Source organism: Methanobrevibacter sp. (genome assembly GCF_017406825.1).
Classification (GTDB): domain Archaea; phylum Methanobacteriota; class Methanobacteria; order Methanobacteriales; family Methanobacteriaceae; genus Methanocatella.
On sequence record NZ_JAFQXT010000001.1, the window covers coordinates 1 to 13512 of the forward strand.

The following is a 13512-nucleotide window of genomic DNA, read 5'->3' on the forward strand; positions in this document are numbered from 1 at the left end:
AATCTTCTGTGCGGACGTTGACACGGAATTAAACGATAATGCATATATCCTTCCAGGTCATGGAGATGCAGGTGACAGACTAAATGGAACCAAAAAGTGAAGTTCAACATCACTTCATTTTTTTTCTTTTTTGTGATTTTATGAATTGGAATCTGGTTTGGCCAATATTAATTGTAATTCTTGCGAATACCTTTTATAATGTTTGTATGAAGTCAATGCCCTCTGATGTCAATCCATTCGGAGCATTAATGCTCACATATCTGGTGGCGGCGATAATTTCTGCAGTCATATTCGTATTTATGTCAGGACCGTCAAATGTAGGCGTTGAAATGGCTAAAATCAATTGGATTTCTATCGTTCTTGCATTGGCAATCGTTGGTCTTGAAGTCGGTTATGTTTTCGTATATCGTGCAGGATGGGCAGTCAGCACTGCCAGTGTAGTTGCAAATATCGGTCTTGCATGTGTTCTTCTGATTGTAGGGTACTTCTTATATAAGGAAAACGTTTCAATCCAGCAGATCATCGGCATAATCCTATGCATGTTTGGATTGGTTTTAATTAATCTTTGAAAGGTGATTAAATGAAATGTCCTGTCTGCGGCCAATGGGTTGATGAGGTCGAAGAGTATTGTCCAAGTTGCGGATATGATTTGCATTGCATTGATGAGGAAGAGGGTTTCTAATTTTTCTTAATCGATATTATAATTTTTAATATCATATTTTTCTAATTCTATTAAATGATATTATTTTTACTTTTTAATATCTAAAAAAACTTTATTTAATAATATAGTTTATTTAAATAGGAAGGGTCAATAATATATACTATTAAATAAAATATATTAAAATATAAGGATAATTTTCAATAATTACTTCTTTATGATTGAGCTTAAAGGAGGTGAAAAATGAATAGAAAAATAATACTGGTCCTAGCGGCATTCCTATTGTTGACACTTAATGTTTGTGCTGCTCAGGAAATTGATAATGCTACGTTTGATGATGTTGTTTCCACTACTTCAGATTTTGAGCTATTGCAAATTTCCAATGATACTCAGGTATTGGATGTTTCTAATGACATTCAGGTTTTGAAAGCTACTGAAAACACTAAACTGACAGTTGTTGGTGCAACCAATTTTGATGTTATCGGGGATTACTTTAAAGTAAAACTAACCGATATGAATAATAATGCATTAAAAAACACTAAACTAACTTTCAAAGTCAATGGCAAAACTTACAATATTAACACTGATACATCAGGAATAGCTTCTCTGCAGCTCAGATTAAAGGACGGGTCATATAGTATTGTAACTAAATTTGCAGGAAATGCAAATTATAAAGCCACTTCACTAACTACTAAAGTCACAATGGACAATACTCGTGAAGTGGAAAATGGGATGAGCAACTCTGAAATTCAAAGCATTATAGATAATGCAAAAGCGAATAATGTGATATTATTCAAGGGTTCAAGTTATTCCGATATTAATCTGGTTATTACAAAATCCCTAACATTGCAAAGCAATGTCGGCACAGTCTTGAAATCAGATTCATCAAGTCCGGTAATTTCTATTAAAGGTTCAAAAGCCTCTTTAACAAAAGTTAAGGGATTCACTATTGAAGGAGCTGGCGACGGAATTTATGTCAATGGGGCTGATTATGTAATTATCCAAGGAAACGATATAACTTCCAAAGGAAACGGTATTGTTGGTTTTAACACCAAATATCTAAACATTACTAAAAATGACCTTGTTAAAAACTCAAAAAGCGGAGTAAGCCTTGCCGAATCAAGCTATTCATATATTTTTAACAATAAAATCACCGGTAATGGCAAAAATGGTGTTGAAGTAGCCAAATCTAGTGATATTTACATTTATGAGAATGCCATAAAAAACAACGGCCAAAACGGTATTTACTTGGATGGCAAAATCAACGGTAAAAATCATCGTGAAGGACCAACCAATATCTACATTAATGGAAATACTATTTCTAAGAATGGAGAAAACGGTATTTATGTTTCTAAGGCAGGAAATAATATAAATATAAATTCAAATTCAATAGAGTCCAACACTCAAAGCGGAATTTCATTATCTGAAATTGGCAACAATAAAATTCAATCAAACATCATATCCTACAACGGATATGTGGGCATTGAATTCGGAGGCAACTATGTCGTGCCAAAAAATCAGGATATTTCCTATAATGCAATAGTATACAATAAAGAGCGTGAAATTGAAGCTAGAGACACATATTACAGTATCAATGATAGTCCATTAAAAATTGGTGACAATTGGTATAGTGATGGAGTAATTTGTCCTAAAATCAAAACAAATAAAATAAGATTCACCGTTACTCAAATCGGTCCAAATCAATTCCAAGCTTCATTTATAGATTCCAACGGTAATTTAGCTACTTTACTTCCTGATAGGACATTGTCCTATAGGGTTAATAATGGAAAAACTATGACATTGACCATTAGTGGAGGAATTGCCACATTTACTGTCGATGCTGATGATGGAGATATTATTAAGGCAATTGTTGATAATTCCAGAAAGGATAATATTTATGATATGGACAGCATTATCCCTTCACAACCGGTTAATGGAAAAACTCCAAGTTATAACTATCCGTCAATTCCAAATTACCAATTATATGAGGATATAGGCGGTAATGGTAATGGAAATGGTGATGGGTCCGGAGGATCTGCTAATAGGGGTAATGGAGTTTCCCAACAAGATAGCAATTCTGATGGAAACAGTACTTACAACCAAAATAGAGACCCTGCAAACAACCCGAACAATCAAGTAAACGATGTTTCACAAAATTATGCATCTGATGCAGTATCACAGGCAGGAGCATCAGAATCTAGTGCGGGCGATTCCCAAAATCCAGGTTCCAAATCTGTTCTAAAACAAATTTTAATTGATGAAGACGAATTCTTTAAAGTTACTGGTATGTCATTTATTGTGTTATTGATGATATTGACAGTTACATTTTATTATCGCGATGACATAAAAGAAATGAATTCCAAAAGATAATCGTCTTTTCTTTTTCTTATTTTTTCTAAATTTATAATAAATTATTTAAACGGTTTTTAACAAATATTGTATTATCTTACCTTTGGAGGATTAATATGAATAAAAGTGATTTGAAAAGAGACCATTATATGCTCAAAGGACCACTTGCCAAAAAGGGTTATGACTGGTGGTGGCATTCTTTGACTGCATATAATAAGAAAACTGGCGAACCAAGACCTTTTTTTATTGAATATTTTGTATGCAATCCCGCTTTGGCGGAAGAAGAACCTACACTTGGGCAATTGCCTGAGAATAAGGCTGCTGGCAAAAAACCATCCTATTGTATGGTTAAGGCAGGAACTTGGGGTAAAGATGCAAAGCAAATTCATAATTTCTACTCAATGAAGTACTTTGAATGCCCTGATGATGAATTGAATATTCGTGTAGGTGACTGCAGTCTAACAGAAACTCACATGAGTGGTTTTTCAAGAGTATCTGAAGAAGATGCTAAAAATCACCCAGAATACATGTGTGATGCTGGGGACATGATGTGGGATTTGGATATTGACAAACAAATCACTTTCAATGTGGGTTATGGTGCAAACTCTTTATTTAGAAAATTAAACTCATTTGAAATGTTTTGGCATGCAGAAGGAATTAAAACCCAATACAGTGGAACCATATGGCTTGATGGGGAAGAATATGAAGTGATTCCTGAAAAATCATATGGATATGCCGATAAGAATTGGGGAGGCGACTTTACCTCACCATGGCTTTGGATTTCTTCATGCAACTTAACAAGCCTCATATCAGGTAAAAAATTAAATAACTCTGCATTTGAAGCCGGTGGGGGAAAACCAAAAGCATTTGGTATTTCAATTCCTCGTAAATTATTGATTGGATTTTACTATGAAGGAACCATGTACGAGTACAACTTCGCAAGATTCTGGAACATGGTAAAAATCGACTTTGACTTTGAAGAGGGAGAGGATGTCCACACATGGCATGTAAATGCAAGCAACAGAAATTCCAGAATGGAACTTGTGCTTTACTGTAAACGTGATGAGATGCTATTCATTAATTATGAAGCTCCAAACGGTAAAAAATTACACAACCGCTTATGGAATGGTGGAAACGGTTGGGGTGAAATCAAGCTATACAAAAAAGATGGAACCTTAATCGACCATGTTAAAATTGAAAATGCCGGTTGCGAATATGGGGAGTATGATAAAGAATGATATTCACAGACATCCTTGCATTAATTGTAGTATATGTTTATGTAGCCATCATTTTCGTCGTAGCCGAAATGGTTTTAAAGACACGACCTGAAGTTTCACGTAAATTTTTACATATTATGGTAGGTAACATGATATTTGCCATGCCATTTTTCTCAGACCCTTGGGTAATGGTTTGGTTTTTAACACTGCCGATTACAATTGCACTGTTCTTCTTGACCGAATATTCCCCGGTTAAGATAGAAAACAGCGTAACCGAATCCGGCCATGCATTAGGACTTTTCTTCTATGCATTAATCTGGACAATCTTAATAGCAATATTTACCATGATTGCACCAGCAAAAGATCCTAAATTCTACATTTGGATTGTAGCATTGGCTATCGTTCCGATGGTATATGGTGACGGATTTGCAGCATTGATTGGCCAGAAATTTGGAAAAGTCAAATACACAGTGTTCGGAGGTACAAAATCTCTTGAAGGATCACTTACAATGTTCGTCATTACCTCTGTCATGAGCGTATTTGTATGGATGGTTTTCGTTTCAATCGGTTGCACTATGCCGGCATTCAGTATTGTCAACATATTGATGATTTCTGCAGTTGCAACATTATGTGAAGCATTCAGTTATGGTGGAATCGACAACTTAACCGTTCCTGCCGTAACATCAATTTTATATTTCTTAGTGGCTGTATTATAGCCACTAACTTTGATTCTTATTTTTTGCATTTCAGCAGTCAAATTTTGCATCTTGGAAACATCGCCAAATAGCCATTTATATAGACTTTTACCAAGTTATATTATCGAATAGCTAAAAGGTGAAAAAATGGATTTAAGACAGAAAGCCGAAAAAAGAGTTGATGCAAAAATAGAATTTCAAGAAAATCTATATAAATATTTGATTGTAAATGTAATAATAGCATTTGTTTGCCTATTATTCCTACAAAGTTTCTGGTTGTTATTTTTTGTAATGTTCTTTTGGGGAATTGATGTTTTAGATAAGTTTTTCAAAGCCTATTCAATCAAAGATTATAGAGAAATAATGATAGAAAAAGAAATTTCAAAAATGGGTGAATAAGATGTCTGACAGTTTACGTTTAAGAGCAGAAGAAAGAGTAGAGAAAAAATTAAAGTTTTATAAGAATTTACAAGCATACCTAGTAGTCAATGCATTTTTGGCAGTTATTAATTGGTTTTTCACACCGGAATTCTGGTGGGTGCTATTTCCTGTCTTTTTCTGGGGAATAGGAGTCTTTAAAGACTTTTTAATAGCATATGTATTTGTCGATAAGTTCAGTGACGATTACAGAGAACGTAAAATTCAAGAGGAAATGGAAAAATTAAGGAAATAAACTATGAAGGTAAATTTATTTGTTTCAAGAGATATTGAAGAGCCATATGCGGATATTCATACCAATGAACTAACGGATAATGTTACAAAAGCAATATCCATATTGGAAAGCGATGAATCTTCTGATATGGTTGCCGTAAAGAAAGGATCTGACATTGCGCTTTTGCTGTTGGATGAGATATTCATGTTCAGGGTTGAAGACAAGCAGGTAAAGGTTTACACCGAAAACAGTGAATATCTTATTAAAAAACCATTATATCAAGTGGAAGAGACTTTAAGCACAGATTTTGTTCGCATTTCAAAGACAAGCATAGTCAATTTGAAAAAAATTGAAAGGGTTGCTCCTTCACTTAAGGGGATGATGTTTATACAACTCAAAAATGGACTTAAAGACAATATCTCAAGGAAATATTTACCTGACTTTAAAAATGCTTTGGATTTATAGGTGGGAATATGAAAACAGATTTAATAAAAAGATTGGCGATGGGTGCTTTTGTAGGCTGTTTTATTGTGATGTTTATAATGGTTTTGATATCCTTACAGCAGGGTCCTCAAAATGTTGACTTTTCAGGAAGCACTGTAATAAATGCATTTTTAGGATCAATTGTTGTTGGCTGGGGATTCTCATTGACAGGTTTGATTTATGAAAGGGAAGACATTGCATTTCCGCTTCAAGTGGCATTTCAAATGGGTATTGGAATGATAATCCTGTTCATTGTGGCTATATATCTCCAATGGATGCCGATTAACTTGGGAATCGGAATAATAATTGAATGGATAATCATAGCTTGCATATTTGCAGCCATTTCATGGTGCGGTTTTTACATATACTATTATATGGTTGCAAGTGAATTAAATAAAAAAATAGGAAATAAGTAAATAGTTTTAACTATTTACTCTTTTTTTGTCTTCTGTATCCGATTGCCAATAGTATGAAAACAATTGCAGTTATTGCAATGAAATACCTAATATCCAGATTTACTTGTTTTGCTACTGAACCACCTGTCTTGTTTAGTTCATAAGCTTTTTCATCTTCACCGTGTGAGGTTGAATTTCCACTAACTAACTCTTGATTGAGGTTTCTTTCAATTAAGTTAGATGAATTGTCTGAATTTGATGTTGTTGTAGTATTTTCATAGCTTTCAAATGGTCTTTTTACAGTATCTGAAGTTTTTGCATCACTTGAAGTATGTTCATTATTTTCATTCTGATCAGATTTTTCAGTAGTTTTGAAATTATCTTTCAGATTTTCAAGTGAATTGTCCGGGAAAAAATCTTCAAGCAAATCAGCATATTTATCTAATAGATTTACATTTAAAATGCTAAACAGATTGGATTTGATAGTTGAGGATACTTTGCTTCGGTCTGTCACATGATTTGGGTCAATTACAGAAGAGTCATTTGGATTTTCATCTCCCCAATCATTATCATTGAATTTTGTATACAAACTCTTGATATCTTTCCATTTAATAAAGATTTCCTGTCCATTAGGTGACGAATTATTGGTAATGATGTTATTGTGGATGTTTATTATAGTTTTTGCATCATACATTGGTTGCTGAATGTAGAAAGAACCTCCGGTTTCTCCTCCGTTGTTATTGGTGATAATGGAATTTTCCAGATTTATATTTCCAGAAACCATCACTGCACCGCCATTCGTTCCGGCAGTATTATTCATAAAAATACATCTGTTGATATGTGATTCTCCAGACCAACTGTAATATGCCCCACCCCATTCATCTGCATGATTGAACATGAATATGCAATCTTCGACATTGCCATATCCAGAGACGCTTACTCTTATCGCTCCACCATCCCTGTGTGCGGAATTATTGATGAAGACACAATTGTAAATGTATGAATCAGCAAAGCATGTTGTTACGGCTCCGCCGTCATGTCCCGCATGGTTATTCATGAAAAAGGAGTTGTTCAATAATAGGTATCCTCTATGGGTCTCGTTTCCATAATTTGATATTCCTCCTGCATTTACAGTGGCGGTATTATTTATAAAATAGCAATTATCTACATATACATGTCCGGTTTCCATGGATATTGCTCCTCCAAAGCCATCTGTGTCTGCATTGATAAAGGTTATATTTTTAAAGGTAACATGCACTGCATCATCTCTTATAAGAAAAATGCTTGATTTTCTTTCTCCATCGATGATAACATCAAGAGGATCTGCATTTCCTTGGATGGTTAAATTCTTTGTAATTTCAAAATCACTAACCTTATAGGTTCCTTTTTCAATCATGATTATATCGTTATTTTCTGCTTGCGATAGGTCATTGATTAATTTTGAAGAGGAATCAATTGAAATTTCATCATTTTGCAGGGCACTTTCGTCAGATAATATTGCATTTATCGTTGAATTGCTTATATCTATTGCATTCACGCTAGAAATGCTCATTAAAACTATCATGACGAGTATAATGATATAACATTTTTTATTGATTATTTTCACCCCCTTTTTTTTTAAGTTCTGCTTCTGATTTTTATTTTTGAATGATATGATATATAATTATTATTATATCGATTTTCTAGAAATTTTGGAAATAAATGCAATATATTGGATAAATTTCATTAAAATTCATATTTAAGAATATATCTACCAATATGTTATTTTTGGTGCATTGTTAGTTATTTTACCCCTGTTAGGGATTTTGTTTTAGGTCTAGGGGTCCTCTTTGCTTATTAATCGTTGTGAATTATTTTTCATAAGTTATTAATTAGTTTAAATCAATTAATATGATATTTATATCAATAATAATTTTTATTTTTTTAATAACTATTTTAAAATTGATTAATAATAATTATAGTTATTTTTAAATGTTTATTTTAAGATTTAAAAGAATTTTATTAAAATTATTTATTAGCGATAAATAATAAGATTTATATTACTCATCGATGAAAAATATTAATTGACTAATTACAAATAAAAATGTTCAATAGGGAAGTGAATAATTTTTTTATTTTTTATTAGTTGTTTTTAAAATTAAATTGGGAGAAAAAATTATGAATAATAAAAAGATTTTATTATCTATCTTTTTAGTTGTTTTAATTGCTTTATCTGTTAGTTCAGTTTCTGCAGAAGATGTTGCTGACGATATTGTAGCAAATGAAGAAGCAGATATTGTAGCAGATGGGGATGTTGAGATATTGGCTGCCGATCCAATCTCACCAGCAACCAATACCTCAGAGGGAATTCAAACTGCAATTAATTCAGCTGATGATGGAGGAATTATTGATTTAAGTAATTTTGACACTTACGATTTAACTAATAATACTATAACTGTTGCTAAAGAGAATCTTGTAATAAAAGGTAATGGATTTACTACAATCTTTGGTCACGGTACTGGTAATGGAATTTTCGATGTACAAAGTAAAGGGGTAACTATTCAAGGATTAACATTTGTCGACACCAACCCTGAGAATAATTTAACTTATAATGGTAATGTAGCAGGTTGGGGTGTTCGTTTTGCAGGTTCTGTTGCTGAAGGCGGAATAGTCGATGATTGTATTTTCTCTAATTTCAATCAAGCTGTAGTTGTTAACGGATGTAACTACATAACTGTTAAAAATAGCGCATTCTATGGAGGATATGCAACTAAACTCATAAACGATCCTACCGTTAACAAAGAAAAAGGTTCTAAAGTAATTAGTGTAATGGGATCTTTTTATACTACTATTGTAAATAACACCTTTGATGGTGTTGTGTTAGATGCTATTTCCATTGCAGGTGGAAGTGGAGATGCAATTATCAGGAACAATACTTTCATAAATAATGTTTACTCAATATACTTTGGAGGTGCATCTACCGACGGAACTTTCATCACTGATAATACCTTCACAAATTGTGGTTCATTTGATGATGGAGTTCGCCATTGGGATGCATACCCTGTAATAAGTATTCAAAAAGCTTCCAGTGGAGTTTATATTTCCGGTAACACATTCAATGTAATTGACAATAACTGGTTAATTGCAGCTGAACAAGGAAATACCGCTCACGGTTACCCAAGTACCCTTGGAAACATTAATGTAACCGACAACATTGTTCAAAAATCCAATGATGATGTTGTAACTTCCGGCGTAACTTTATTACACATTTTATGCAGATCCGGAATGTTAAACCCTTATGCTGATATTCAACTTACCGGTAATCAACTTGAAGCTGGCGTAAAAGCTTTAGTCGTATGGTCAAATGATTGGGGAAGTGAATCTTCAACTCCTACTGACATCATTATTCCAGCAGCTGATTTAGTCCAAACTCAAATTGCTATTACCAGCGTTGACGGACTTAAAATTACTGGTGTTTTAAAAGATATTTCAGGTAAAGCTATTGATGGTGCTGCATTATCCTACTCTATCAATAACGGCGCTGCAGTAAACATAACCACTGATGAAAATGGTGCTTTCACCATTACAGGCGAATCTGGCAAAACCGTTGCAATTGCATTTGCAGCTACAAGCAAATTTGCAGCTAGTGAAGCTTCAATTACTTTAACTCCAACAGTGGTTACAAAAACAGTGACCAAAACAGTATCTAAAAAATCAGTATCTCTTAAAGCCCCTGCAGGTAAATTTAAAGCTAAAGCTACTAAAAAAGTTAAAATCACTTTAAAATCCGGATCTAAAGCAGTATCTGGTAAAAAAGTAACTATCAATGTCAATGGTAAAGCTTTCTCTGCTAAAACCAACAGCAAAGGTATTGCAACCATTAAAGTTAAATTAACTAAAAAAGGCACTTATAGTTATGTAGCTAGCTTTGCTGGTGACAGTACCTACAATGCAGGACTTAAAGCAGGTAAAATTGTTGTTAAATAAACAACAATTTTCTTTTTTTTCTTTTTTTATTTTTGATTTTCAATTAAGCTATTTATTTCATATTGATATTTTTTATGGGGGAGATTTAAATTAAAAAATCAAAATTGCTGTTCATATTCATTCTATTTTTTTCAATATTGCTTACAAATGTTGTCTATGCAGAAGATGGTGGAACCGATGTAGATTTAACTGATGAAAACTTTGATGCCATACAGGATTTAATAGACAATGCAAATCCGGGAGATTCAATCTATCTGGAAAATAAGACTTATGTTGGCGAAAGCAATTCCATAAAAATCAATAAGGATATTAATATTTACGGGTCAGACTCACACACAATTCTCGATGGGAACAACGCCTCCAGAATCTTTGAAATTTCAAGAAATGCAAAGGTAACAATCAGTGGTCTGACTTTAACTAACGGCTATTCGCTCTCTACAGGAGGAGCCATTTATAATCAGGGTTCATTAAGCGTCTTTAATTCAACAATCATCAATAATCATGCTGAGCGTGGAGGAATCTACTGTTCAGATAGGTCAAATTTAAATGTTTATCATTCAAAATTTGAGGGAAATACTGCCGATTCGGGAGCAGCAATCGAAAATGACAATTCAAATGGGGTTGTTAATATTATAAACTCTTCCTTCATTTCCAATGTCTGTGATGAAGGAGGGGCAATTTATAACATTTGGGGACAGATGAACGTATATGATTCATTGTTCATGTATAATGTCGCTGAACGGGGTGGAGCGATTTATAACAACCGTGGAATTTTGAAAGTTTACAATACTAAAGTTATATCAAATACTGGGACTGATTTGGGTGCCGGAATAAAAAGTTGGGGTGTTTGCGAGGTTTATGATTCGACTATCGTAAATAATACCAATACCATAAGGCAAGGTGGCGGTTTTTATGTTTCTGAATATAGTCTGCTGCTTAAAAACTGCTTCGTATTCAATAATTCAGCCGTTAATGGCGGGGGAGTTTACGTTGAAGCTAAGGCAATATTGACTCTTGAAAACACTTCAATAATTAGTAATTACGCTTATCGTGGGGGAGGAATTGATGTTAATGATGGATCCATCAAATTAGTCGATTCAACCATATCCCATAATTTTGCAGATACTGCAGGTGGAGGAATATACTGTGGCTGTTTATCTCTTAGAAACATAGACACAGGCATAATAAGCAATTGCCAAATATCTAACAATACTGCTGTAGACGGTGGGGGAGTTTATGTCAATGAGGTTTCCGTGATTGTGTCCGGTTGTGAATTAAATAATAATTCTGCAAATGAGGGAGGTTCAGCCTATAATTCTGGAAATCTCACAGTCAATGATGATGTTTTAATTTTAAATAAGGCTAGTAATGGTGCAGCAATATACAATATAGGTGAATTAAATATTGAAGGTCTTTGTGCCGACAGAAATATTGCTGCAATGAATGGTGGAGTAATCTACAATTGTGCAAAGTTACTAATTAATCATCTGAAATCAAATTTCAATGAAGCATATTTCGGAGGGGTGATTTATAATGTTGCAGCGTGTTACATTAGCAATTCGCAATTCAGCTCAAATACTGCTTCTTTAGCTGGAGTAATTTATTCAACTTCAGATTTGAATATAAGAAATTCAAAATTCGATTATAATAGGATAACTCGTAAAGGAGGAGTCCTCTCACTTTTCATGGGCAACGCTACTGTTGATAATTCTATATTTTCCTTTAATACTGGTGCGGATGAAGGAGGAGCAATATTTATCGAAGGTTCTGATGTATTTCTTAGCAATTCTCAGTTCATATCAAACGGTGCTGTAAGTTATGGTGGGGCGATTGATAACTCAGGAAAACTCACCATTGTAAACTCTTTATTCGATAAGAATCATGCAAATGGTTCCGGAGCTATAGATAACAGTGGAAATCTGACAATCATCAATTCAAGTTTTACAAATAACAAAGCTACAATAAATGGAGGGGCAATCGATAATAATGGAGTCCTAAACATTGTCGGGTCTATTTTTGAAAATAATGTTGCGGGAGCTGAAGGAGGGGCAATCATCGCAAGAAAAGATATCAATATTAGTCATTCCTCTTTATTTAACAATAATGCCGCAATTGGCAGTGCAATATATTTGAATAGCAACAACAGTAATATTTCAAATAATTGGTGGGCAAGCAATAATCCTGATTTCGCAAATCTGATTAATCTGAATATTTCCGATGATTTCACATGGATCATCATGTCTTTTAAAAGCCTAAATCCGTTAATGCAGTATGAAAATGCTAAGATTATAATCACTTTTAATGAAGTGAAAAATAGGAATAATCTTGTTTCACAAATTGCCAACCCCGAAAAGTTGCCTAATTTCAAGGTTAGTTTATCTACTGGAAATACTCTCATTGTTGAAGATGGCTATCGGGTTGAATCCTTGTATGTTCCAAAAATCTCCTCATTAACTTCTAAAATAAATGGTCAATCAATTACATTAAATGTTGGCGAGAATCCGTCTAAAATAATCAATAATAAAAATATTGCTGTGGACTATTCAGGCAAGGTGACATTTAAGGTTCGTGTTGTAGGTTCCAATGGCAAGGTTGCAGGTCAAAATGAGGTTGTAGTCATGAAGATTTCTGGAAAAACATATAATGTAAAAACAAATAAGAACGGTTATGCATCAAAAACTTTTAGTTTGCTTCCAGGAAAATATTCAATTTCAGCCACATATAAGGGATTTTCAACTAAAAACATCATAACTGTTAAAAAAGTCCTAAAGGCTAAAAGTGCCACTAGGAAAAAGGCGAAGATTATCAAATATTCAGCTAGCCTGAAAACCAGTAAAGGAAAAGCAATTTCAGGCAAAAAAATTACATTTAAAATTAAAGGTAAAACCTACAAGGCAAAAACAAATAAAAAAGGAATAGCAACCGTTGGCCTTAAGAATTTAAAAGTGGGCAAATATAAGGTTACAGTCAAATACTTGAAATCAAGCGTCAAAACGGTTCTGAAGGTTAAAAAATAATGTATCAACATTATTTTTTTCTTTTTCCTTTATGAATTATTATTCAAATCATTTTTTCTATTTTTCTTATTTTCACTTTA

13 protein-coding genes are annotated in these 13512 nt (G+C 33.5%); 12 read left to right on the forward strand and 1 reads right to left on the reverse strand.

The window, feature by feature from the left end:
* From IJF99_RS00005 to IJF99_RS00045, 10 genes are all read left to right on the forward strand, one after another.
* Positions 1-100, forward strand: a 100-nt coding sequence (locus IJF99_RS00005; protein WP_366931228.1) for a uracil phosphoribosyltransferase, incomplete at its 5' end; no start/stop codon positions are given.
* A gap of 40 nt (positions 101-140) precedes the next feature.
* The gene (locus IJF99_RS00010) at positions 141-569 is read left to right on the forward strand and encodes an EamA family transporter (protein WP_292790340.1); all 429 of its coding nucleotides are present in this window, start codon (positions 141-143) and stop codon (positions 567-569) included.
* Between the two features lie 11 nt (positions 570-580).
* Positions 581-682, forward strand: a complete 102-nt coding sequence (locus IJF99_RS09490) for a zinc-ribbon domain-containing protein (protein WP_366931227.1) — start codon at positions 581-583, stop codon at positions 680-682.
* Positions 683-901: 219 nt separating this feature from the next.
* Positions 902-3028, forward strand: a complete 2127-nt coding sequence (locus IJF99_RS00015; protein ID WP_292790343.1) for a nitrous oxide reductase family maturation protein NosD — start codon at positions 902-904, stop codon at positions 3026-3028.
* Between the two features lie 95 nt (positions 3029-3123).
* Positions 3124-4245, forward strand: coding sequence for a tocopherol cyclase family protein (locus IJF99_RS00020; protein ID WP_292790346.1), 1122 nt, complete (start codon positions 3124-3126; stop codon positions 4243-4245).
* Positions 4242-4940: a diacylglycerol/polyprenol kinase family protein gene (locus tag IJF99_RS00025; protein WP_292790348.1), complete on the forward strand. Its 699-nt coding sequence runs from the start codon at positions 4242-4244 to the stop codon at positions 4938-4940. The genes IJF99_RS00020 and IJF99_RS00025 overlap by 4 nt, the downstream gene beginning before the upstream one ends.
* A 126-nt stretch (positions 4941-5066) precedes the next feature.
* A complete protein-coding gene (locus IJF99_RS00030) occupies positions 5067-5318 on the forward strand; it encodes a 2TM domain-containing protein (protein WP_292790353.1) in 252 nt (83 codons plus the stop codon).
* A 1-nt stretch (position 5319) separates the two neighbouring features.
* Entirely contained in the window at positions 5320-5592 is a 273-nt protein-coding gene (locus tag IJF99_RS00035; RefSeq protein WP_292790358.1) for a 2TM domain-containing protein, read from the forward strand.
* A gap of 3 nt (positions 5593-5595) precedes the next feature.
* The gene (locus tag IJF99_RS00040; RefSeq protein ID WP_292790361.1) at positions 5596-6036 is read left to right on the forward strand and encodes a LytTR family DNA-binding domain-containing protein; all 441 of its coding nucleotides are present in this window, start codon (positions 5596-5598) and stop codon (positions 6034-6036) included.
* Between the two features lie 8 nt (positions 6037-6044).
* Complete coding sequence (locus IJF99_RS00045; RefSeq protein WP_292790364.1) at positions 6045-6470, forward strand: DUF3021 domain-containing protein; 426 nt, start codon at positions 6045-6047, stop codon at positions 6468-6470.
* 10 nt (positions 6471-6480) lie between these two features.
* Here IJF99_RS00045 and IJF99_RS00050 read toward each other — a convergent pair whose 3' ends face one another.
* Positions 6481-8001, reverse strand: a complete 1521-nt coding sequence (locus IJF99_RS00050) for a hypothetical protein (RefSeq protein WP_292790367.1) — start codon at positions 7999-8001, stop codon at positions 6481-6483.
* Positions 8002-8606: 605 nt separating this feature from the next.
* Between IJF99_RS00050 and IJF99_RS00055 the strand changes: the two genes are divergently transcribed.
* Positions 8607-10415: a right-handed parallel beta-helix repeat-containing protein gene (locus IJF99_RS00055; RefSeq protein WP_292790379.1), complete on the forward strand. Its 1809-nt coding sequence runs from the start codon at positions 8607-8609 to the stop codon at positions 10413-10415.
* Positions 10416-10552: 137 nt separating this feature from the next.
* Complete coding sequence (locus IJF99_RS00060) at positions 10553-13432, forward strand: right-handed parallel beta-helix repeat-containing protein (protein ID WP_292790381.1); 2880 nt, start codon at positions 10553-10555, stop codon at positions 13430-13432.
* Positions 13433-13512 lie beyond the last annotated feature (80 nt).

Bases quoted from the DNA above. Each gene is read 5' to 3' on its own strand.
- IJF99_RS00030 (WP_292790353.1), top strand. From the start codon at position 5,067: ATGGATTTAAGACAGAAAGCCGAAAAAAGAGTTGATGCAAAAATAGAA.
- IJF99_RS09490 (WP_366931227.1), top strand. From the start codon at position 581: ATGAAATGTCCTGTCTGCGGCCAATGGGTTGATGAGGTCGAAGAGTAT.
- IJF99_RS00050 (WP_292790367.1), bottom strand. From the start codon at position 8,001: ATGAGCATTTCTAGCGTGAATGCAATAGATATAAGCAATTCAACGATA.
- IJF99_RS00040 (WP_292790361.1), top strand. From the start codon at position 5,596: ATGAAGGTAAATTTATTTGTTTCAAGAGATATTGAAGAGCCATATGCG.
- IJF99_RS00045 (WP_292790364.1), top strand. From the start codon at position 6,045: ATGAAAACAGATTTAATAAAAAGATTGGCGATGGGTGCTTTTGTAGGC.
- IJF99_RS00020 (WP_292790346.1), top strand. From the start codon at position 3,124: ATGAATAAAAGTGATTTGAAAAGAGACCATTATATGCTCAAAGGACCA.
- IJF99_RS00025 (WP_292790348.1), top strand. From the start codon at position 4,242: ATGATATTCACAGACATCCTTGCATTAATTGTAGTATATGTTTATGTA.
- IJF99_RS00035 (WP_292790358.1), top strand. From the start codon at position 5,320: ATGTCTGACAGTTTACGTTTAAGAGCAGAAGAAAGAGTAGAGAAAAAA.
- IJF99_RS00010 (WP_292790340.1), top strand. From the start codon at position 141: ATGAATTGGAATCTGGTTTGGCCAATATTAATTGTAATTCTTGCGAAT.
- IJF99_RS00055 (WP_292790379.1), top strand. From the start codon at position 8,607: ATGAATAATAAAAAGATTTTATTATCTATCTTTTTAGTTGTTTTAATT.
- IJF99_RS00015 (WP_292790343.1), top strand. From the start codon at position 902: ATGAATAGAAAAATAATACTGGTCCTAGCGGCATTCCTATTGTTGACA.